Origin of the sequence: Pseudomonas alvandae (assembly GCF_019141525.1) — a bacterium.
In the GTDB taxonomy this organism is placed as follows: domain Bacteria; phylum Pseudomonadota; class Gammaproteobacteria; order Pseudomonadales; family Pseudomonadaceae; genus Aquipseudomonas; species Aquipseudomonas alvandae.
This window is the reverse complement of the sequence record NZ_CP077080.1, coordinates 4,810,176-4,831,553: the sequence shown is the minus strand read 5'-3', so window position 1 is coordinate 4,831,553 and position 21,378 is coordinate 4,810,176. Positions and strand designations below refer to the sequence as shown.

20 protein-coding genes are annotated in these 21,378 nt (G+C 62.0%); 11 read left to right on the top strand and 9 right to left on the bottom strand.

The window, feature by feature from the left end; all coding sequences use genetic code 11:
• Nucleotides 1-29: 29 nt before the first annotated feature.
• Nucleotides 30-2,231: a patatin-like phospholipase family protein gene (locus KSS97_RS21330; protein WP_030141129.1), complete on the bottom strand. Its 2,202-nt coding sequence runs from the start codon at nucleotides 2,229-2,231 to the stop codon at nucleotides 30-32.
• Between the two features lie 71 nt (nucleotides 2,232-2,302).
• Between KSS97_RS21330 and KSS97_RS21325 the strand changes: the two genes are divergently transcribed.
• The gene (locus KSS97_RS21325) at nucleotides 2,303-2,590 is read left to right on the top strand and encodes an Rdx family protein (protein ID WP_030141128.1); all 288 of its coding nucleotides are present in this window, start codon (nucleotides 2,303-2,305) and stop codon (nucleotides 2,588-2,590) included.
• 6 nt (nucleotides 2,591-2,596) lie between these two features.
• Here KSS97_RS21325 and KSS97_RS21320 read toward each other — a convergent pair whose 3' ends face one another.
• Both KSS97_RS21320 and KSS97_RS21315 read right to left on the bottom strand, forming a co-directional pair.
• Entirely contained in the window at nucleotides 2,597-3,487 is an 891-nt protein-coding gene (locus tag KSS97_RS21320) for a DMT family transporter (RefSeq protein WP_030141127.1), read from the bottom strand.
• Nucleotides 3,488-3,558: 71 nt separating this feature from the next.
• Entirely contained in the window at nucleotides 3,559-4,329 is a 771-nt protein-coding gene (locus KSS97_RS21315; RefSeq protein ID WP_030141126.1) for a helix-turn-helix transcriptional regulator, read from the bottom strand.
• A 135-nt stretch (nucleotides 4,330-4,464) separates the two neighbouring features.
• Between KSS97_RS21315 and KSS97_RS21310 the strand changes: the two genes are divergently transcribed.
• Nucleotides 4,465-5,283 (top strand): UDP-2,3-diacylglucosamine diphosphatase, encoded by an 819-nt coding sequence (locus tag KSS97_RS21310; protein ID WP_030141125.1) that lies wholly within the window; start codon nucleotides 4,465-4,467, stop codon nucleotides 5,281-5,283.
• A gap of 129 nt (nucleotides 5,284-5,412) precedes the next feature.
• On the opposite strand, the gene KSS97_RS21305 is transcribed toward KSS97_RS21310, so the two are convergent.
• Together KSS97_RS21305 and KSS97_RS21300 are read right to left on the bottom strand one after the other, a co-directional pair.
• Nucleotides 5,413-5,997: an HD domain-containing protein gene (locus KSS97_RS21305; protein WP_217860079.1), complete on the bottom strand. Its 585-nt coding sequence runs from the start codon at nucleotides 5,995-5,997 to the stop codon at nucleotides 5,413-5,415.
• A gap of 11 nt (nucleotides 5,998-6,008) precedes the next feature.
• Nucleotides 6,009-6,320 carry an Mpo1-like protein gene (locus tag KSS97_RS21300; RefSeq protein WP_030141123.1) on the bottom strand — a complete coding sequence of 104 codons (312 nt, stop codon included), beginning with the start codon at nucleotides 6,318-6,320 and terminating at the stop codon, nucleotides 6,009-6,011.
• A gap of 157 nt (nucleotides 6,321-6,477) precedes the next feature.
• Here KSS97_RS21300 and KSS97_RS21295 point away from each other — a divergent pair, with 157 nt between their 5' ends.
• Nucleotides 6,478-7,533: an AraC family transcriptional regulator gene (locus KSS97_RS21295; protein ID WP_198797703.1), complete on the top strand. Its 1,056-nt coding sequence runs from the start codon at nucleotides 6,478-6,480 to the stop codon at nucleotides 7,531-7,533.
• Here the strand turns inward: KSS97_RS21295 and KSS97_RS21290 are convergent.
• The gene (locus tag KSS97_RS21290; RefSeq protein ID WP_030141121.1) at nucleotides 7,490-8,944 is read right to left on the bottom strand and encodes a TrkH family potassium uptake protein; all 1,455 of its coding nucleotides are present in this window, start codon (nucleotides 8,942-8,944) and stop codon (nucleotides 7,490-7,492) included. The genes KSS97_RS21295 and KSS97_RS21290 overlap by 44 nt on opposite strands.
• Before the next feature lie 155 nt (nucleotides 8,945-9,099).
• Between KSS97_RS21290 and KSS97_RS21285 the strand changes: the two genes are divergently transcribed.
• Nucleotides 9,100-9,663, top strand: a complete 564-nt coding sequence (locus KSS97_RS21285) for an NAD(P)H nitroreductase (RefSeq protein WP_030141120.1) — start codon at nucleotides 9,100-9,102, stop codon at nucleotides 9,661-9,663.
• A gap of 195 nt (nucleotides 9,664-9,858) precedes the next feature.
• Here KSS97_RS21285 and KSS97_RS21280 read toward each other — a convergent pair whose 3' ends face one another.
• The 3 genes from KSS97_RS21280 to phhA form a co-directional block, all read right to left on the bottom strand.
• Nucleotides 9,859-11,052: an amino acid aminotransferase gene (locus KSS97_RS21280; RefSeq protein ID WP_217860078.1), complete on the bottom strand. Its 1,194-nt coding sequence runs from the start codon at nucleotides 11,050-11,052 to the stop codon at nucleotides 9,859-9,861.
• Nucleotides 11,052-11,408, bottom strand: a complete 357-nt coding sequence (locus KSS97_RS21275) for a 4a-hydroxytetrahydrobiopterin dehydratase (RefSeq protein ID WP_030141118.1) — start codon at nucleotides 11,406-11,408, stop codon at nucleotides 11,052-11,054. Before KSS97_RS21275 ends, KSS97_RS21280 begins: the two co-directional genes overlap by 1 nt.
• Nucleotides 11,409-11,507: 99 nt before the next feature.
• Nucleotides 11,508-12,293 carry a phenylalanine 4-monooxygenase gene (gene phhA, locus KSS97_RS21270; protein ID WP_198797706.1) on the bottom strand — a complete coding sequence of 262 codons (786 nt, stop codon included), beginning with the start codon at nucleotides 12,291-12,293 and terminating at the stop codon, nucleotides 11,508-11,510.
• A gap of 328 nt (nucleotides 12,294-12,621) precedes the next feature.
• Between phhA and KSS97_RS21265 the strand changes: the two genes are divergently transcribed.
• The 7 genes from KSS97_RS21265 to flgK all read left to right on the top strand — a co-directional run bounded on the left by KSS97_RS21265 (nucleotide 12,622) and on the right by flgK (nucleotide 21,366).
• Nucleotides 12,622-14,184 (top strand): sigma-54-dependent phenylalanine hydroxylase transcriptional regulator PhhR, encoded by a 1,563-nt coding sequence (locus tag KSS97_RS21265; RefSeq protein ID WP_030141116.1) that lies wholly within the window; start codon nucleotides 12,622-12,624, stop codon nucleotides 14,182-14,184.
• 335 nt (nucleotides 14,185-14,519) lie between these two features.
• Complete coding sequence (locus KSS97_RS21260) at nucleotides 14,520-15,257, top strand: flagellar basal body rod protein FlgF (protein ID WP_123342203.1); 738 nt, start codon at nucleotides 14,520-14,522, stop codon at nucleotides 15,255-15,257.
• 49 nt (nucleotides 15,258-15,306) lie between these two features.
• Nucleotides 15,307-16,092, top strand: a complete 786-nt coding sequence (gene flgG, locus KSS97_RS21255) for a flagellar basal-body rod protein FlgG (RefSeq protein ID WP_039593104.1) — start codon at nucleotides 15,307-15,309, stop codon at nucleotides 16,090-16,092.
• A gap of 72 nt (nucleotides 16,093-16,164) precedes the next feature.
• The gene (gene flgH / locus KSS97_RS21250; protein WP_217860077.1) at nucleotides 16,165-16,860 is read left to right on the top strand and encodes a flagellar basal body L-ring protein FlgH; all 696 of its coding nucleotides are present in this window, start codon (nucleotides 16,165-16,167) and stop codon (nucleotides 16,858-16,860) included.
• A 45-nt stretch (nucleotides 16,861-16,905) separates the two neighbouring features.
• Nucleotides 16,906-17,976 carry a flagellar basal body P-ring protein FlgI gene (locus KSS97_RS21245; protein WP_162488974.1) on the top strand — a complete coding sequence of 357 codons (1,071 nt, stop codon included), beginning with the start codon at nucleotides 16,906-16,908 and terminating at the stop codon, nucleotides 17,974-17,976.
• Between the two features lie 14 nt (nucleotides 17,977-17,990).
• Nucleotides 17,991-19,289, top strand: a complete 1,299-nt coding sequence (gene flgJ, locus KSS97_RS21240; RefSeq protein ID WP_198797739.1) for a flagellar assembly peptidoglycan hydrolase FlgJ — start codon at nucleotides 17,991-17,993, stop codon at nucleotides 19,287-19,289.
• 10 nt (nucleotides 19,290-19,299) lie between these two features.
• Nucleotides 19,300-21,366, top strand: a complete 2,067-nt coding sequence (flgK, locus tag KSS97_RS21235) for a flagellar hook-associated protein FlgK (RefSeq protein ID WP_217860076.1) — start codon at nucleotides 19,300-19,302, stop codon at nucleotides 21,364-21,366.
• Nucleotides 21,367-21,378: the final 12 nt, after the last annotated feature.

The window sequence follows — 21,378 nt, the reverse complement described above, 5'->3', positions numbered from 1 at the left end:
CAAGCTCGCTCCCACAATTTGAAACGGTTCTAGAACGTCTGCCCCAGGTTCAGATACACCGCCTGCTCATCGTCATCATTAAAGCCATAGCTGAAATTCAGTGGCCCCAACGGCGTGTCGAAACCCAGGAAGACACTGGCGGCGTTGATGTAGCCACTGTCGAACTCGTTGTCGTTGTTCCACGCCCGGCCGCGCTCCAGCGAGCCGCCGATGTACAAGGGGAAATCCAAGGGCAGGTACGCCCGAGGCGTGAGCCGGCGGTAATACACGGCGCGCATCAGGCTCATGTTCTGGCCGGATATCCCATCCTCGCGAAAGCCCGACAATTGCCGCGCGCCGCCGAGGACGAAACTGGAGGTCACGACTTCGGCCGTGTCCAGCGTTCGACCGTAGCGCCCGCCCAGGATGAAGGTGTCCGGGCCGCTGCTCAGGGCCTTGTCCAGCTTGAATTCCCACTGGCGGTAACGTTGATCGGACCCCAGGCCAGGTTCGTATTGGCGCCATGACAGGCCGATGTCTTCACCTTCATGGGGGAAGTAGACGCTGTCCAGGGAGTCGAACGAATACTTTAGCTCGTAGAAGCCTTCGTTGAAGTTTTCGCTAGGCTGGTCGTGATCGCCAATACGCACGTCCGCCTTGCCCCAGGCCTGGCCAACCCCGAAGCGGATCTCTCCGCTGTTGCCGATCTGGCGACCCAGGTTCAGACCGAAGCCATAGCGCTCGACCCGATATTGGGCCACCGGATCGTTATCCAGAATCGACTCGACGTTGCGCGATTCGAACTGCCCGTAAGGCGCGATGAAGTAGCGTGAGCCGACGTCCAGCGGTTGATAGAACTCGCTGTACAGCTCCTGTTTGTCGCCGATCTGCGCCCGGGTCAGCCATTCGGCGCCCAGGCGATTGATGCCGTTGACCCGGTAACTGGCGCCGAGGTTGAAAGCGCTGTCACCGCGCATGTCGTCCGACAGGCTCAGGCCCACGCGCAAGTAATCAGTGCCGGTGCGTCTGCCCCGGGCATTGATCACCAGCGTGTTGTCCGCGCCTTTGTGCACGACGCGGTATTGCACCTGCTCGAAGTAATCCAGGCCGTACAGCGTGCCCATGTCGGTCTGCAGGCGGCCCAGGTCCAGCGGTTCGCCGATCTGCTGGCGAATGTAATAGCGGATCACGTCGTCGCCGACTTTAGAATCGTTTTCCACCCGGATCGCGGTGATGGTCGGAGTGCGCTCACTGGGGGTACGCGCCGCCATCAGCACGGCGTCGGTCGGCTCGGCGGGCCGCAAGTGCGCCAGCCGCGCTTCGAGTATCCGTGTGGCGCGGTAACCGGCGTCGACTATTTCCTGCGCCCGACCGAAGTCGGTGGAACCGAAGCTTGCCAGGGCCGGCTGGATCAACACGTCTTCTTTTCCCAACGTGGCCAACTGCTCTTCGGAGTTGCGTCGGGTCATCAGCGTTGTCGACTGGTTCAGCACATCCACCACGGTGACCAATTGCTTGCGGGTGCGCAGCGGTGTGCCGATGTCGACCACGATGGCCACGTCCACGCCCATTTCCCGAGCCACGTCCAATGGGATGTTGTCGGCCATGCCGCCGTCCACCAGCAGGCGACCGTCCAGTTCCACCGGGGCGAATACGGCGGGGATCGACATGCTGGCGCGGATGACCTTGGGAAGATGGCCTTTGCGAAACACGACTTTTTCGCCGGTGGCGATGTCGGTTGCCACCGCGCGGAAGGGGATCGGTAGTTTGTCGAAATCCCGGGTGTCACTGGCGTGGGCCAGCAGGCTTTCCAGGAGCAGGGCAAGATTCTGTCCCTGGATCACCCCCAGCGGCAGGCCGAGGCTGCCGTCGTCGCGAAAGCTCAGTTTCTGCTTGACCAGGAAATCCCGGTCGTCCTGTTTGCGCCGAAAGGGCACGTCCTTGCGCGGCGGGGCATCGGACAGGGCTTGCTGCCAATCGATGCCCAGGGCGAGCTTCTCCAGTTCATCGATCTTGTAGCCCGAGGCATAGAGCCCGCCGATGACTGCGCCCATGCTGGTGCCGGCAATGGCATCGATCTTGATGCCTTGTTCTTCCAGGGCCTTGAGCACGCCGATGTGGGCCAGGCCACGGGCCGCGCCACCGGACAGTACCAAGCCGATCTTTGGGCGCGGTGTCTCAACGGCAGGCTCGTTGGCATGGCCGAGCAAGGGCAATAGCAGAAGAAGCAGGCAAGGCAGCAGGCGGCGCATGGTCGATCTCGGAGCGGGCGATCAAAGGCGAGTAGTATAACGACGCCTTTGGAACCAGGAGTTCAGCCGCAATGAGCGCACACAAACCGGAAATCATCATCACTTACTGCACCCAGTGCCAATGGCTGCTGCGGGCCGCCTGGCTGGCCCAGGAACTGCTCAGCACATTCGGCGACGACCTCGGCAAGGTGTCCCTGGTGCCGGGCACTGGTGGGGTTTTTCATATTGGCTGCGATGGCACGCAGATCTGGGAGCGCAAGGCCGACGGTGGATTCCCCGAGGCCAAGGTGCTCAAGCAGCGGGTCCGCGACCAGATCGACCCGGCGCGCGATTTGGGGCACAACGACAGAATTCAATGAACGGGATCAGTGAGACGGCGCCTGGGCACCGGCGCTGGATTTCTTCGTGCCGTCCAGTTGGCTCGACACCACGATCGCAACGATGATCAGCACGCCACCGAGCAACATGCGCAGCGTCGGGTTTTCATCGAACAGCAACCAGGCGATGGTAATGCCGTAGACCGGCTCCATGGCGAACACCACGGCGGCGGTGCGGGCCTTGATCACCGCCAGGCTGGCGACGAAAAGGCTGTGGGCCAGGCCGGTGCAGAACACGCCCAGCAGGCCGATCCACAACCAGTCGAGGGGGCGAACGTCGCTCAGTTGCGGTGCAGCCATCGGCAACAGGCAGAGGCCGACCACGACGTTCTGGCACAGCGCGGCCTGCACCGGCGGCACATGGGCGGAGCCGGCGCGATTGGTCAGCGACAACAGTGAGAACAACAGCCCCGAGGCCACCGCCCAGAGCAGGCCTGTGGTGGCGCCGCTGGCCAGGTCGAAGTCCGGCGTCACGAGCACCAGGCCGATGCTCACCAGGACCACCAGGAGGATTTCGTTGGCGCGGATTCGTTCGCGGAAAACCAGCCCTTCGAGCAGCACGGTGAAGGCCGGGAAACTGGCGAATCCCAACGTGGCGATCGCGACGCCGGCGACTTTCACCGAAATGAAGAAACTCACCCAGTGCCCGGTCAACAAGAGGCCGCCCAGCAGCAACCTGCGCATGTCCCGGCCCTGGAGTTTCTGCCAGCGGGTAGGGCTGGCGAATCGGGCAAACGCCGCCAGGGCCAGCACGGCGAATACGGCGCGGCCAAACACGATCACGGCGGGCGAGGCCGCGGCGAGTTTGCCGAAGACGCCGGTCAGGCCGAACATGAGTGCGCCGATGTGCAGGGCGCCGAGGGCGGTACGGGGTGTCATTGCAATCCTTGTTCAACGGTTGGACGTTTGGCTATTAAGCCCGTCGCCAGCCGTTTTTGTCTGTCGCGATCCTAGCGATTTTTAGCGTGAGACTCGCGTGGCCGCCGAAACTTGCCCGGTGAGACGCCGAATTCGCGCAACACGGCCGCGGCAAAGGCGCTTTGCGAACTGTAGCCAACCCGTTGGGCGATTTCGCCGATCGGCAGGTGCGAGTCACGCAGCAACGCCACGGCCTTGTGCAAGCGACGGCTGCGGATGTATTCCATTGGCGTCTGCCCGCATTCGGCGACGAAACGGGCATGCAGGCGCGCACTGGAAAGCCCGGCGACCTGCGCCAGGTCCGCGACTTGCAGCGGGTAGGCGGCATATTGGTCGATGTGGGCGTTGAGTGCGGCATAGGGCAGGCGTCGGCCGCCGGTGGTTTCCTGGCGCCCGCCGTTGAGGCTGGCGAGCAACAATACCGCGCCTTGCTGGGCGATCACCGGGTCGTGCACCGGGCTGCCGGCCAGCCAACTGACCAACTGGCTTTGCCCTGCATCCAGGAGCAGGCGAGTATTGCTGTCGAGCAAGCGACGGCTCGCGTCGGCATGATCGCCCAGGCATTGCCCGACCCACTCATCGTCCGGCACGTCCAGCACCAGGCAGCGGCTGCCCTGTGGACTGCCGCACGCATGATGGGCGCCCGCCGGCACGACCACGAAACTCTGCTGCACCACCTGGCTGCCACGCCCTTCGACTTCGAAGTCCAGCGCGCCGGACAAGCCAAACACCAGTTGCGCGTGGTCGTGGCTGTGGTCAATCAGATCGTGGCTGTAGTGGCGTAGCGTGAGGATCGGTCTCATCGCAGTCTCCTGTGGCTGGCGGTCAGTCTACACCGAGGGCGCGGCGCCTCGCGCTGTCATGCAATCGACTTATTTTTGTCATGGGGCATTAACCGCTGGGGTGCACTGTGGTGAAAACGATCAGAGGGTTGCCCAATGACCAGCGCCGAGCTCGCCAGACCCAGCCGCAAGCAGCGTGTTCGCACCCTGTGGATTTCGGACGTGCACCTGGGCACCCGGGATTGCCAGGCCGAGCACCTGTCGCACTTCCTCAAGGGCTACCACGCCGACAAAATCTACCTGGTGGGCGATATCATCGACGGCTGGAAGCTGCGTGGCGGCATGTATTGGCCCCAGGCCCACACCAACGTCATTCGTCGCTTGCTGACCATGAGCAAGCGCGGCACCGAGGTGATCTATGTCACCGGCAACCATGACGAATTCCTGCGGCGTTATTCGAAACTGATCCTCGGTAATATCCAATTGGTGGACGAGGCGGTGCATGTGACCGCCGACGGTCGGCATCTGCTGGTGATTCATGGCGATCAGTTCGATGTGATTACTCGTTATCACCGTTGGCTGGCGTTCCTTGGGGATTCGGCATACGAATTCACGCTGACGCTCAACCGCTGGCTCAATCACTGGCGGGCCCGTTATGGCTATGGCTACTGGTCGCTGTCGGCGTACCTCAAGCACAAGGTCAAGACCGCCGTCAGTTTCATCAGCGACTTTGAAGAAGCCATCGCCCATGAATGTGTGAAGCGAGAACTGCATGGCGTGGTGTGCGGGCACATCCACCATGCCGAGATCCGTCAGGTCGGCGAGGTGGAATACCTCAACTGCGGCGACTGGGTCGAATCCTGCACCGCGCTGATCGAGCACTGGGACGGAACGATCGAGTTGTATCGCCTGGCGGACGCCCAGGCGCGGGAGGCGCTGCTCAAGGCTGAATTGAAGGTGGCTGAGCCTGCCTGAAGACCACATAAGGCCCGTGGCGAGGGAGCTTGCTCCCGCTGGGGTGCGCAGCAGCCCCTTTTTGTGAGCGCTTCGCACTCAAGCGGGAGCAAGCTCCCTCGCCACGGGATTTGCTGCGTCTGCAATAAATCAGGGCTGCTCTGCCATCGCCGCCTTGTAGATCGATTGCTTCGGCGCGGCGAACACCCTTTCCAGCATCGGCTCGAAGAAACTCAGCGGCAGCGTGTCGTACTCGGGATCGAACGCCGCAGCATCGTATTTTGCGCAGAAATCAATGGTCGCCTGGTATTGCGGATGTTCGAGAAACTGCTCGCGCAGGTGCCGATCCATGCCCAGGTGATGGAAAAAGTAATAGCCCTGGAAAATCCCGTGTTTCTCCACCACCCACAGGTTTTCGGCGCTGACGAACGGCTTGAGGATCGCCGCGGCGATGTCCGGGTGGTTGTAGCTGCCCAGCGTGTCACCGATGTCGTGGAGCAGGGCGCAGACCACGTACTCTTCGTCCCGCCCGTCACGGTAGGCGCGGGTGGCGGTTTGCAGGGAGTGGGTCAGGCGATCCACCGGGAACCCGCCAAAATCGCCGTCGAGCAATTTCAGATGGGCCAGTACCCGCCCCGGCAACTGCCGCGCATAGGCGCTGAAGTCCGCCGCGATGATCGCCCAGTCATCCCGGGTCCCGTCCTGCATGTGGGTGAAGCGCGCATGAGTATCCACCGGCAATCCTCCTAGAACGCCACCTTGCCGAGCAGCATGTCGCGGTACATGACGAAGTCACCGAGCAGGCTGTAGAGGGGATGTTGGAAAGTGGCAGGACGGTTTTTCTCGAAGAAAAAATGCCCGATCCAGGCGAAGCCATAGCCCGCCACTGGCAGGGCGACCCACAGCCACCAGGCGCCAACCACCAGCGCCATGGCGAAAACCAGCAAGACCAGCGAAGTGCCGACGAAGTGCAAGCGTCGGCAGATGCTGTTGCTGTGTTCGCTGAGGTAGTACGGGTAGAACTCGGCGAAGGTGTTGAAGTGTTTGGTGTTTTCCAAGACTGCAGGCTCTTTGGTTTTGTTGTGAACCGATGTTTCAGGGGTATCGGATGTGAGTTTAGAGCGGTCACTCGTAACAGCCAGTGACAATCAGCGCCACTTTAGTATCCTTCGCAAATCCAGCCGTACCCTGCGGCTCGTCATGCAAGTAAACGTCATGAGCGAACGAACCACTTCTTCAAGCTGGGCGATGGGGATTGTCAAGGCGTTGGAAATGGACGGCCTGGACTGTCGGGCGCTGTTCAAGCAACTGGGGCTGGATTTCGCGGCGCTGGACGATCCTGATGCGCGTTTCCCCCAGGACTCAATGACGCGGCTCTGGCAACTGGCGGTGGAGTTGTCGGGCAACCCGGCCATCGGCCTGAACCTGGGCAAGGTGGTGCGCCCGGCATCGTTCCATGTGGTCGGTTACGCGTTGATGTCCAGCCGCACGCTGGCCGAAGGGTTCCAGCGGCTGGTGCGTTATCAGCGGATCATTGCCGAAAGTGCTGACTTGAGCTTCCGTCACTTGGAGGAAGGCTACGGGTTGATCCTGACCGTCCACGGCGATCACCTGCCACCGACCCGGCAAAGCGCCGAAGCGTCGCTGGCCTGCGCGCTGGCCCTGTGCAACTGGCTGACCGGACGGCCCTTGCATCCGGTGAAGGTACTGTTCCAGGGCGCCGAACCCGTTGACATTGCACCTTATCAACGAGCCTTCGGTGCGCCGTTGGTGTTCGATGCTTCCTGCGACGCGCTGATTTTCCAGCAAGGCGACATGGAGGCGCCGTTGCCCACCGCCAACGAGGCCATGGCGCTGCTCCATGACCGGTTTGCGGGGGAGTACCTGGCGCGGTTCTCCGGCAGTCGCGTGACTCACCAGGCGCGCCAAGTGCTGTGTCGGCTGCTTCCCCAGGGCGAGCCCAAGCGTGACGTGGTGGCGCAGACGCTGCACCTGTCGCAACGCACCTTGCAGCGGCGCTTGCAGGAAGAGGGCACCAGTTTCCAGAGTCTGCTGGACGACACCCGACGTGAGCTGGCCGAGCAATACCTGGCGCAGCCGAGCATGACCCTGCTGGAAATTGCTTATCTGTTGGGGTTTGCCGACCCGAGCAACTTTTTCCGGGCCTTCCGTCGTTGGTTCGGTACCACGCCTGGCGACTATCGGGCGCGGGGCGTGGCCAAGCCGGTCAGTGACGCCAGAACGCCGGAATACACAGCACGAACACCGTAATGATCTCCAATCGGCCCAGCAGCATGCCAGCCGAGAGAATCCATTTGGCCGCGTCCGGCAGCGGGGCAAAGTTGCCGGCCGGGCCGATGGTCTCGCCGAGCCCCGGGCCGACGCCGGACACCGTGCTCGCCGCGCCGGTCAACGCCGTCATCCATTCCACGCCCAACAGGGACAGCAGCAGGGCGATCACGCAAATGGTGATGGCGAAGAAGAACGAGAAGGTCAGGATCGAGCGCACGATTTCTTCGTCGAGGCGATGGCCGTTGTACTTCTGCTTGATCACCGCACGCGGGTGAATCAGTTGATTAAGGTTGGCCCGGAGCAGGATATAGGCAACCTGGAAACGGAAAATCTTGATCCCGCCGGCGGTCGAGCCCGAGCAGCCGCCGACGAATCCCAGGTAGAAGAACAGCATCAGCGAGAAATTGCCCCACAGGCTGTAGTCCCCCAGGGCGAAACCGGTGGTGGTGACGATGGAGGTCACGTTCAGCGCCACGTGTCGCAGCGCGTCGAGCCAATGCAGGTCGGTGGTCGCCCAATACCAGGTGCCAAGCACCAGCCAAGTGACCAGCAGCACGCCGATCAGGCCTTGGACTTGCTGGTCCTTGATCAGCGCCCGACGATTGCCTCGCAGCATCGAAACGTACAAGGCGAACGGCAGGCTGCCGAGGATCATGATGACGATCGCGACCCAATGCACCGCTGGCTGGGTCCATTTGGCCAGCGACAGGTCCGAGGTCGAGAAACCACCGGTGGAAATCGCCGACATCGAATGGTTGATCGCATCGAACAGGCTCATCCCGGCCCACCACAGCGCCAGCGTGCCGAGGATGGTGATGCCCACGTAGGACGCCACGATCAGCCGCGCCACCATGTGCGAGCGAGGCATGACCTTTTCCGAGCGGTCGGAAGATTCGGTCTGGAACAGCCGCATGCCACCGATGCGCAACAGCGGCAGGATCGCCACGGCCATGCCAATAAAGCCGATACCGCCGAGCCAGTGCAGCAACGAGCGCCACATCAGGATGCCTGGCGACATCGTGTCCAGGCCGCTCAACACCGTCGCCCCGGTGGCGGTGATCCCCGACATGCTTTCGAAGAATGAATCCGTGTAACTGATGTGTTGGGTCAGCAAAAAGGGCAGCGCGGCAAAGACACACACCACCAGCCAACTGCTGACCGTCAGCAGGTACATGTCCCGGGGACGCAGGTGCACGTGTTCCGGACGTCCGGGAAGGATCAGGGCCAGGCCGGCGACAAAGGTGATCATGCTCGACCAGAGGAACGAGGGCAGGTCGCTGGTGCGTTCGAAGACCAGCAGCGTCGCCATCGGCACGACCATGAAGATCGCCAGGGTGATCAGGAAGATGCCGATGATGAAACCAATGATCCGCAGGGTCGGCAACGCCATGAAGTCCGCTCGGGCTGAAGAGGAAAGGGCGCCATTCTACCTGCGACAGGTGGCATGTAAACCGGCGTCCTACTTCGCTTGTAACTGAATTTGAACTAACGAACTGGTCGCACAAGCCTCTAGAATAGCCGAACAATTTTTCCAGGAGGTGGCCGATGCAGGCTCTCGACGCTTTGCTCAACCGTGTTTCCGTCCCGCGCCTGGTGGACCCGGCGCCTACGCCGGAGCAGCGCGAAGTGATGTTCGCCGCCGCGATGCGCGCGCCCGACCATGGTCAGTTGCGGCCATGGCGTTTCCTGACGGTCGAAGGGCAGGCGCGCCATCGCATGGGGGAACTGCTGGCCGAAGCTGCACGCTTCAATGATCCGCTGGTGGCCGAAGCCGTGGTGGAAAAGGCGCTTAACGGCCCACTGCGCGCGCCTCTGGTCGTGGTAGTGATCGCCCGCCTGCAGGACCATTTCAAGATTCCGAAATCCGAGCAACTGCTGGCGGCCGGCTGCGCCGCCCATGGCATCCTCCTGGCGGCTTATGCCCAGGGAATCGGCGGAGTCTGGCGCACGGGCGAACTGGCTTACTCGCCGCATGTGGCCAGGGGGCTGGGGCTTGAAGAGGGCGAAGAAGTGATTGGTTTCCTCTACCTAGGCACCCCGCAGAAAGAAGCGCGCACGGCGCCGCAAGAAGATATCGGGCAGTTTGTCCGGGAGTGGACAGGCCTGTAAATCTAATGAGTGGCGCGGTTTCTGTAGTGAAGAGAATTTCTGTGGCGAGGGGATTTATCCCCGCTGGGCTGCGTAGCAGCCCCAACGCTTTTGAATGGATGCGATCTGACACTCCGAGGCGTCGGCCTCAAGGGCTGCTGCGCAGCCCAGCGGGGATAAATCCCCTCGCCACAAAAGGTATGTAGCCACTATTGCTTACTTGCAAACATCCGCAATCGCCACCGCCAGCGCGTCCAGGCGCGTCGCATCGATGCCGGCGACGTTGGCCCGGCCGGTGCCAACCATGTAGACGCTGTGGCGCTCGCGCAGCTGCTTGACCTGTCCCGGTGTCAGGCCGGTGTAGGAAAACATCCCGCGTTGCACGCCGATATGGGCAAAGCGCTCACGCAAGCCATGGGGGTCGAGCGCTTCCAGCAGCCCGCTGCGCAGTTGCGCGATGCGCAGGCGCATGGCTTCCACTTCGTCGGCCCATAAACCCTTGAGTTCCGGATTGCCAAGGATCGTCGCCACCACCGCCGCGCCATGATCCGGTGGCGTCGACCACAGGTTGCGGGCGATGTTGGCCAGCTGGCTGCGAATGTCCACCAGCTTTTCGGCGTCGCGGGCGCAGACAATCAGCGCACCGGTGCGGTCGCGGTAAAGGCCGAAGTTCTTCGAGCAGGAACTGGTCACCAACACTTCGGGCAACGCTTCGGCAAACAACCGCACGGCCCAGGCGTCCTGCTCCAGCCCATCGCCAAAGCCTTGGTAGGCGAAGTCGATCAATGGCAGCAGGTCGCGGTTGCGCATCACGTCCAGCACTTGGCGCCATTGGTCATGGGACAGGTCGAAGCCGGTCGGGTTGTGGCAGCAGGCGTGCAGCAGCACCACGTCGCCCTTCGGCACCTGGCCCAGGGTCGCCAGCATGGCCTCGAAATCCAGGCGATTGTCAGCGCCCACGTAAGGGTAATGACTGGCCTTGACCCCCGCAGTGGCGAAGATGGTTTCGTGGATCGGCCAGGTCGGGTTGCTCAACCAGACGCCACGGCCCGGCAGGCAATGGGCAATGAAGTCGGCGCTCAAGCGCAGGGCGCCGGTGCCGCCCGGGGTCTGGGTGGCGCCGGCGCGCTGCTCGGCGATCAGCGGTGAGTCTGCCCCCAGGACCAGTGCGTTGATCAACTGGCCGAACGCGGCGTCGCCATGACCACCGATGTAAGTCTTGGTGACCTGGCGATCCACCAGTCGCTGCTCGGCCTGTTTCACCGACTGCAGAATTGGCGTCAGGCCCTGGGCATCCTTGTAGACGCCTACGCCCAGGTCGAACTTGCCGGGATTGCTGTCCGCCCCGTAGGCCTCCATCAGGCCGAGGATCGGGTCGCCGGGCACCCGGCCGATGGCATCGAAATGCATTACTTGCGGCCCTCGGCGGTCTTGGCCACTTCGTCGGTGCGAGCGGCCATGATGAAGTCGTTGCGGTGCAGGCCCTTGATGGAGTGGCTCCACCAGGTGACGGTGACTTTGCCCCACTCGGTAAGCAGGCCTGGGTGATGCCCCTCGGCCTCGGAGATCTCACCGACCGCATTGGTGAACGCCAGGGCGTGCTTGAAATTCTTGAACAGGAAAACTTTCTCCAATTGCATCACGCCGTCGCGCACTTCGATGTTCCAGTCCGGAATCTGCTTGATCAGTACTGGCAGTTCTTCGTCGCTGACTTGCGGTGCGTCGGCGCGGCAGGCTTCGCAATGGGCTTGGTTCAGAGTGTTCATGGTGTGTTCCCGGATCGAATATTTGAAAAACGTCGATGCACCCACGCTAAAGCAAAGCCGTGTCGTGCAACAGACTCAATTGAGATCAAAAATGGCGGTTCAAGCCGCTTTCGGTGGAAATTTCGGCGCGTGCAGGCCCAGTTCCCGGCCGCGCTTGACCATCCCCATGATGTCTTCGTGGGCCAGGTCGAACAGACGCTTGAGCTCGGGCAGCACGAAGTACACGGGTTGCAGGATGTCGATGCGGTAAGGCGTGCGCATGGCTTCCAGCGGATCGAAGGCCTGGTGCTCCGGCTCGTCCGACAGGCAGTACACGGTTTCCTTGGGCGAGGACAGGATGCCGCCGCCGTAGATACGCCGACCCTGCGGGGTCTCGACCAGGCCGAACTCGATGGTCATCCAATACAGGCGAGCGAGATAGACGCGTTCTTCCTTGGATGCCTGTAGGCCGAGTTTGCCGTAGGTGTGGGTAAATTCAGCGAACCAGGGGTTGGTCAACAGCGGGCAGTGGCCAAAAATCTCATGGAAGATGTCCGGCTCTTGCAGGTAATCCAGTTCTTCACGGGTGCGAATAAACGTCGCGACCGGAAACTGCTTGCTGGCAAGCAATTCGAAAAACGTCTGGAAGGGGATCAGCGCCGGCACCCGGGCAACCTGCCAGCCAGTGGTTTCGCCGAGGACTTCGTTGATTTCCCCCAACTGCGGAATGCGGTCGTGGGGCAGGCCCAGCTTGTCGATGCCGTCCAGGTATTCCTGGCACGCACGGCCCTCAAGGACTTTGAGCTGGCGGGTGATCAGCGTGTTCCACACCGCATGTTCTTCAGCGGTGTAGTGGATAAAACCCTGCGCATCGGGCTCGCGGGCCACGTACTGCGTCTGCTTCATGCTGCTCTCCTGCTGATTTCCCTCAGGGGGATGACTTGTTTGTTGTTATGTCCAGCGATGCAGTAGAGATAACTTGAAGTAGATATCTGCGCAGCAGGCTATTCCGGGGTTTAACGGCCCGTCGCCATCAAAATCGTAAAACTTTCGTTACATAAATGGGCGCGTCTCGATGTTTCGGGCATTTTCGTTTGGGAAATTTCCTACAACTGTCACATAATCTTGACGGCTATTTGCGCCGCAGTGCAGAAAACCGTGGCGAGGGAGCTTGCTCCCGCTGGGCTACGAAGTAGCCCCCCATTTCATGCTTGCAAACACATCGGGCCTTTTCATGCGCATCAAAGTCCATTGCCAGAACCGCATCGGCATCCTGCGGGACATCCTCAACCTGCTGGTGGAGTACGGCATCAACGTCGCCCGAGGTGAAGTGGGCGGGGAGCATGGCAACGCGATCTACCTGCATTGCCCGAACCTGATCAACATCCAGTTCCAGGCGTTGCGTCCGAAATTCGAAGGCATTGCCGGGGTATTCGGCGTCAAGCGCGTAGGCCTGATGCCCAGCGAGCGTCGGCACATGGAGCTCAACGCCTTGCTCGGCGCCCTGGAGTTCCCGGTGTTGTCGATCGACATGGGTGGCTCCATCGTCGCGGCCAACCGGGCGGCGGCGCAGTTGCTCGGCGTGCGTGTGGACGAAGTGCCGGGAATCCCGTTGTCCCGCTACGCCGAGGATTTCGACCTGCCGGAGCTGGTGCGCGCCAACCAGTCGCGGATCAATGGGTTGCGGGTCAAGGTCAAGGGCGACGTGTTCCTGGCCGACATCGCGCCGCTGCAATCGGAGCACGACGACAGCGAGGCGATGGCCGGCGCGGTGTTGACCCTGCACCGCGCTGATCGGGTGGGTGAACGCATCTATAACGTGCGCAAGCAGGAACTGCGCGGCTTCGACAGTATTTTCCAGAGCTCGAAGGTTATGGCAGCGGTGGTCCGGGAGGCCCGGCGCATGGCGCCGCTGGACGCGCCACTGTTGATCGAAGGCGAAACCGGCACGGGCAAGGAACTGCTGGCCCGCGCGTGTCACCTGGCGAGCCCGCGCGGGCAGTCACCGTTGATGGCCCTCAATTGTGCCGGCCTGCCGGAGTCCATGGCTGAGACCGAGCTGTTCGGCTACGGTCCCGGCGCGTTCGAAGGGGCGCGGGCAGAAGGCAAGCTCGGGCTGCTGGAGCTGACGGCGGGCGGGACGTTGTTTCTCGACGGTGTCGGGGAAATGAGCCCGCGTTTGCAGGTGAAATTGCTGCGCTTCCTGCAGGACGGATGCTTCCGCCGCGTAGGCAGCGATGAAGAGGTGTACCTGGATGTGAGGGTAATCTGCGCGACCCAGGTCGATTTGTCCGAACTCTGCGCCCGAGGCGAATTTCGCCAGGATTTGTACCACCGCTTGAATGTGCTTTCCCTGCACATTCCACCGCTGCGCGAATGCCTCGACGGGCTGGCCCCGTTGGTCGAGCATTTTCTCGACCAGGCCAGTCGCCAGATCGGTTGTCCCTTGCCAAAGCTTGCTCCGGCGGCCATGGACCGCCTCAGCCATTACCACTGGCCGGGTAATGTCCGGCAATTGGAAAACGTGCTGTTCCAGGCGGTTTCCCTGTGCGATGGCGGGAAGGTGAAAGCCGAGCACATCCGCCTGCCGGATTACGGCGTGCGTCAGCCCCTTGGCGATTTTTCCCTTGAGGGTGGCTTGGACGAGATCGTTGGGCGTTTCGAGAAAGCGGTGCTGGAACGTTTGTATTCCGAGCATCGGAGCAGTCGGCAACTGGGGAAGCGGCTGGGGGTTTCCCATACGACCATTGCCAATAAGTTGCGCGAATACGAAGTCGGCAAAGAATCCGGCGCGTGAAGATAGGCGTTCCGTGGCGAGGGAGCTTGCTCCCGCTCGATTGCGCAGCAATCGCCAAAGTATGGGGCCGCTACGCCCGAGGCGTCGGACCGGCCCAGCGAGAGCAAGCTCCCGCCACAGGGTGGGCTAGTTGAGTAGCTTCGGCGGACACTTGCCGCAACCGGCATGACACCGCCGGTTTTTCGTCTTCGATACACTTCCTTGATCCCCTCCAATTCCCGCGGCCCCTTTGTTTACCGGGCCCATCCGCGCCAGAAAAAAGTTGGTCTGCAATTTGCTTAAGGCTGTGCAACACAGCAGTGGGCGGCAAACGTCCGGCATGCAGAGGAACGACAGTGGACAAGTACCTTTATGTGGCAATGACCGGCGCCAGCCAGAACGCACTGGCGCAACGGGCCCATGCCAACAACCTGGCGAACATCTCCACCAATGGTTTTCAGAAAGACCTGGAGCAGGCACGTTCGATGCCGGTGTTCGGCGACAGCTTTCCGGCGCGGGCGTTTGCCATGTCCGAGCGGCCTGCCACTGACTTCACCCCGGGAGCGCTGGTTGAAACCGGTCGCGACCTGGACGTGGCGGTCAGCGGTCCGGGCTGGATGGCCGTGCAAAACCCCGACGGCGGTGAAAGCTATGTGCGCACCGGCAGTCTCAATGTTGACGCCCTGGGCGTGTTGCGGGCCGGCAACGGCATGCCGGTGATGGGCAATGGCGGGCCGATCGCCGTGCCACCGGAGCAGAAAATCGAAATCGGCCAGGACGGCACCATCAGCATCCGCGCCATGGGCGAAGGCCCGCGCGTGATGGCTGAAGTGGACCGCATCAAGCTGGTCAATCCTGACCTGAAGAATATGACCAAGGGCCTGGACGGTTCGATCCGCACCAAGGACGGCCAGCCGGCGCCCATCGACGGCAACGTGCAACTGGTGTCGGGCTTCCAGGAGGCGAGCAACGTCAACGCCGTGGATGAGATGACTTCGGTGCTGGCCCTGGCCAAGCAATTCGAGCTCCACGTCAAGATGATGAACACCGCCAAAGAAGGCGATGAGGCCATGGCTCGGGTCTTGCAGATCTAATCATTAATTACAGCGCTGCGCCGAAAAACAGGCGTAAGAGGAGAATCGAATGCTTCCGGCTCTTTGGGTTGCCAAAACAGGTCTGTCCGCCCAGGACACCAACCTGTCCACTATTTCCAACAACCTGGCGAACGTCTCGACCACGGGTTTCAAACGTGATCGCGCCGAGTTCCAGGACCTGCTGTACCAGGTAAAACGCCAGCCTGGCGCCCAGTCGACCCAGGACAGCGAATTGCCGTCGGGCCTGCAAGTGGGTACCGGTGTGCGCATCGTCGGCACCCAGAAAAACTTCAACGCCGGCAGCCTGCAAACCACCGAGCAGCCGTTGGACATGGCCATCGACGGTCGCGGTTTCTTCCAGATCCTGCAGCCGGACGGCACCACGTCCTACACCCGTGACGGTACCTTCCACCTCGACTCCAATGGCCAGATCGTCAACGCCAGCGGTTTCGCCCTGGAACCGGCCATTGTCATCCCGAACGATGCCCAGACCTTCACCGTGGGCCGCGACGGCACCGTGTCCATCACCGTGGCGGGCAACCCGGCCTCCCAAGTGATCGGCAACCTGCAGACCGCTGACTTCATCAACCCGGCCGGCCTGCAAGCCGTGGGTAACAACCTGTTCATGGAAACCGCCGCCAGCGGTGCGCCGCAAGTCGGCACCCCAGGCCTGAACGGTTTCGGCACCACGCTGCAGAACACCTTGGAAACCTCGAACGTGAGCACCGTTGAGGAGATGGTCAACATGATCACCACCCAGCGCGCCTACGAAATGAACTCCAAAGTGATCTCCACCGCCGACCAGATGCTCTCGTTCGTCACGCAGAATCTGTAATCGCGTCGCAAAATCCGTCATTACGTAGACAGGGCGGCCCCAGGGTCGCCTGCAACACCAAGAGGTAGGGTCATGAATCGCTTCGTATCTGTTCTGGCATTGAGTGGGATCACCGCACTGGCGGGCTGTGTCGCGCCAACGCCAAGGCCCAATGACCCGTACTACGCTCCGGTGTTGCCGCGCACACCGTTGCCGGCGGCGGCCAACAACGGTTCGATCTACCAGGCCGGTTTCGAGCAGAACCTGTACAGCGACCGCAAGGCATTCCGCGTTGGTGACATCATCACCATCACCCTGAACGAGCGGACCCAGGCCAGCAAGAACGCCAACTCGCAGATCGACAAGACCAGTGAGACCAGCGTCGGCCTGACGTCGTTGTTCGGTTCGAGCCTGACCACCAACAACCCGATCGGCAGCAACGACCTGAGCCTCAACGCCGGGTACAGCGCCGACCGGGCCACCAAGGGCGACAGCCAGTCCGGCCAGAGCAATAGCCTGACTGGTTCGATCACCGTGACCGTCGCCGATGTATTGCCCAACGGCATCATCGCCGTGCGCGGCGAGAAGTGGTTGACGCTCAACACCGGCGACGAGCTGGTGCGCATCGCCGGGATGGTCCGCGCCGATGATATTTCCACCGACAACACTGTTCCATCGACCCGCGTGGCCGATGCGCGCATCACCTATTCGGGCACTGGTGCCTTTGCCGATGCGAGTCAGCCAGGTTGGTTCGACCGTTTCTTCCTCAGCCCGAAGTTCCCTTTCTAGGTGATCAAGTTGAATCTTAAACAGCTGTTGATTGGTGCCCTGGTGATGTCGGCAGCCTTCACTGCTCAAGCCGAGCGCTTGAAGGACATCGCCAGCATTTCCGGCGTGCGTTCCAACCAGTTGATCGGCTACGGCCTGGTCGTGGGCCTCAATGGTACCGGCGACCAGACCACCCAGACCCCGTTCACCCTGCAGACCTTCAACAATATGTTGTCGCAGTTCGGTATCAAGGTGCCGGCCGGTTCCGGCAACGTGCAGTTGAAGAACGTCGCGGCGGTGTCGGTCAGTGCTGATCTGCCAGCGTTTGCCAAGCCAGGTCAACAAGTGGACATCACCGTGTCGTCCATCGGTAACTCCAAGAGCCTGCGTGGCGGCACCTTGTTGCTGACCCCGCTCAAGGGTATCGACGGCAACGTCTACGCCATCGCCCAGGGCAACCTGGTGGTGGGCGGTTTCGACGCCGAGGGCCGCGACGGTTCGAAGATCACCGTCAACGTTCCGTCGGCGGGTCGCATCCCTGGCGGTGCATCGGTTGAGCGTGCGGTGCCGAGCGGTTTCAACCAGGGCAATAGCCTGACGCTGAACCTCAACCGTTCCGACTTCACCACGGCCAAGCGCATCGTCGACAAGATCAATGACATGCTCGGCCCAGGCGTGGCCCAGGCCATCGACGGCGGCTCGATTCGCGTCACCGCGCCACTGGATCCGAGCCAGCGTGTCGACTACTTGTCGATCCTGGAAAACCTCGAAGTCGATCCGGGCCAGGCGGTGGCGAAAGTCATCATCAACTCGCGCACCGGCACCATCGTGATCGGCCAGAACGTCAAGGTTTCGCCGGCCGCCGTGACCCACGGCAGCCTGACCGTGACCATCACCGAAGACCCGATCGTCAGCCAGCCGGGCCCGTTGTCCAACGGCCAGACCGCCGTGGTTCCACGTTCGCGGGTCAATGCCGAGCAGGAAGCCAAGCCGATGTTCAAGTTCGGCCCGGGCACCACCCTTGATGAGATCGTCCGGGCGGTGAACCAGGTCGGCGCGGCACCGGGTGACTTGATGGCGATTCTCGAAGCCTTGAAGCAGGCCGGCGCGTTGCAAGCCGACCTGATCGTGATTTAAGGAAAGCGGTCATGGTGGATATGCGCAAAGGCGCCTTGATCAGTGGGGATTCAGCGTCCTATTCGGACCTCAATCGCTTGAACCAGCTCAAGGTCGGCGACAAGAACAGCGAAGGCAACCTGCGCAAAGTGGCGCAGGAATTCGAGTCGTTGTTCCTCGGCGAAATGCTCAAGTCCATGCGTTCGGCCACCGAGGCCCTGGGCAAGGACAATCCGATGAATACGCCGGAAGCCAAGCAATACCAGGAAATGTACGACCAGCAGTTGGCCGTTTCGATGTCCCGCGAGGGCGGCGGTATCGGCCTGGCCGACGTGCTGCTGCGCCAGATGTCGAAGAACAAGCCGCTGGCCTCGGGCGAGGCGGCCACCTTGTCGGCCGCCAAGCAGCAAGATGCGTTGGACAAGGCCAAGGCGCCTGTGCCCACGCCAGTGGCGGCCGGAACGCTGCCCGATGGGCCTTTGTCGCGCAGCAACGGCCAGCGCCCACTCTGGGCCTCGCGGGCTGTGAGCGCGCCGCAAGGAGCCGAGGGCATCCACCGCAACGACATGGAATTGATCAACCAGCGTCGCCTGGCCCTGCCGCCGAAACTGGCCGACCGCCTGCTCGCCGGGCTGGTGCCTTCGGCGTCGGTCAAGCCTGAGGCCGTGGCGCAGAATGTCTTGCCGGATCGTGCCGTTGCCGCCGTCAAGCCTGCTACCGGTGAGCTGGCCAACGGTGACTGGCTGGCCGCGCTCAAGGCTGCCGAACCCAAAGGCGACATGCAGGTCTATGGTCGCGCCGTGGCCCAGCCACCGTTGGCACCGGCGCGCAAGGCCTTCCGCGATGCCGATGAATTCGTCAATGCCATGCTGCCGATGGCCAAGGAAGCCGCCGACCGCATCGGTGTCGACCCTCGTTACCTGGTGGCCCAGGCCGCCTTGGAAACCGGTTGGGGCAAATCGGTGATGCGCCAGCCCGATGGCAGCAGCAGCCACAACCTGTTCGGCATCAAGGCCAGCAAGAATTGGACGGGCGATTCGGCGCGGGCGATCACCAGCGAATTCCGCAATGGCGAGATGGTCAAGGAGACGGCCGAGTTCCGTTCCTACGCCTCTTACCGCGACAGCTTCCATGATTTGGTGAACCTGCTGCAAAGCAACAGTCGCTATCAAGCTGTGCTGAAGTCGGCCGATAACCCGGAACAGTTTGTACGCGAGTTGCAGAAGGCCGGTTACGCCACCGACCCGAACTACGCCAACAAGATTTCGAACATAGCCCGGCAGATGACGAGTTACCAAAACTACGCCTCGGCCGGTGCCACCACGACTTTATAAGGTCTGAACCATGAGTTTGCTCAATATCGGGATGTCGGGTCTGTCCGCAAGCCAGACCGCACTGGTGACCACGGGTAACAACATCGCCAACGTCGATACCGCTGGGTATTCGCGTCAGCAGACCGTGCAGACCACCAAGGCGTCGAACCAGTACGGCAACGTGTTCATCGGCTCCGGCACGACCCTGGCGGATGTGCGCCGGGTCTATAACTCGTACCTTGAAGCACAACTGAAGACCACCACCTCGCTCAACAGCGATGCGGCGGCCTACCAAGGCCAGATCACCCCGCTCGATTCCCTGCTGTCGGACAGCGGCACCGGCCTCAACGGCGCGCTGACCAAGTTCTTCGCCTCGGTACAGAACGTCAACGCCAAGCCGGGCGACGACGCGTCCCGCCAGTTGCTGCTCAGCGATGCCCAGGCCTTGAGCAACCGTTTCAACTCGGTTGCCAGCCAGTTGACGGAGCAGAGCCAGAACATCAACGGCAACCTGTCGAACATGGTCGAGCAGATCAACAATCTGGCCACCACCGTCGCCCAGTTGAACAAGAAAATCGCCGAGGTCTCCAACGCCGGCGGCGCGCCGAACGACCTGCTCGACGCCCGCAGCGAGACCATTCGCCAACTGTCTACCTTCACCGGCACTCAGGTCGTCGAGAACGGCAGCAGCCTGGACATCTACCTGGGTTCCGGCCAGCCACTGGTGATGGGCAACATCACCAATAAACTGGAAGCAGTTCCGGACAAGAACGACCCGGGTCGCATCGGCATCCAGCTCAACAGTGGCTCCAGCGTCATGGACATCACCCAGGTCATGACCGGCGGTGAAATCGGCGGCCTGATGCGCTACCGCAGCACTGTGCTCGACCCGGCCATGAACGAGCTGGGCCGCGTGGCGCTGGTCGTCGCCGACCAGATGAACAGCATCCAGGCCTCGGGCATCGACAAGAACGGTGCGTTTGGTTCCAACCTGTTCAGCAGCATCAACAGCGCCGCGCAAATGAGCCAGCGCAGCGTCGCCTCGCTGGGCAACAGCGCCGGGTCCGGCAACTTCAACGTGTCCATCGAAGACACCGGCAAGCTGACCACCAACGACTACAAGATCACCTTCACCAGCGCCACCGACTACACCGTCCAGCGCTTGCCTGATAACACGCCGATGGGTGCGTTCAATACCGCGACCACGCCGCCACCGGTGGTCGATGGTTTCGCCTTGACCTTCGGCGGTGGCTCGGCGGTGGCTGGTGATTCGTTCAAGGTCACCCCGACCCGCAACGCGGCGGGCAGCATCAAGACCGAGATGACCGACTCCAAGCGGCTGGCTATTGCCGCGCCGCTGGGCGCCGCCATCACGCCGGGCGGCAGCGGTACGCTGACCATTCCGGCCAGCGGCCAGCCGACCATGACCACCAAGCTGGACATCTACGACGAAGCCACCACCAGCATCATCCAGAACGGCATCAAGACTTCGATGCCGGTCAAGGTGGTGTTCGGGGCGACGTCGGCCGGTGGTACCAGCCAGGCCTATCAATTGCTCGATGCCAAGGGCGGCCTGATCAGCAGCGGCACGATCAAGCCTGGGCAGAGCAACACCCTGAGCCTGAGCGTTCCGCTCAAGGACGCCACCGGCGCCCCGATCATGGATTCGTCCGTACCGCCGGTGCAGCGTACCGTCACGTTCGATATGTCGATTGCCGGCGCGCCATCCGACGGTGCCGGCATCGATATAAGCCTCAGCCAGCCCGGCAGCCTGGACAACCGTAACGGTACCGCGCTCGCCGGCTTGCAGACCGCCAAGACCGTGGACACCGGTTCGGCCAGCAAAGGCATTTCCCTGAACGATGCCTACGGCAAGCTGGTGGAAGGCGTCGGTGCCAAGGCTGCCCAAGGCAAGCTGGACAGCGCCGCCACCGGCGCGATCCTGGACAACGCCAAGAATGCCCGTGACTCGCTGTCCGGCGTCGACCTCGATGAAGAAACCGGCAACCTGGTCAAGTTCCAGCAGTACTACACCGCGTCTTCGCAGATCATCAAGGCTGCGCAGGAAATTTTCAGCACATTGATCAACAGTCTTTAAGGAGCCGTAGCC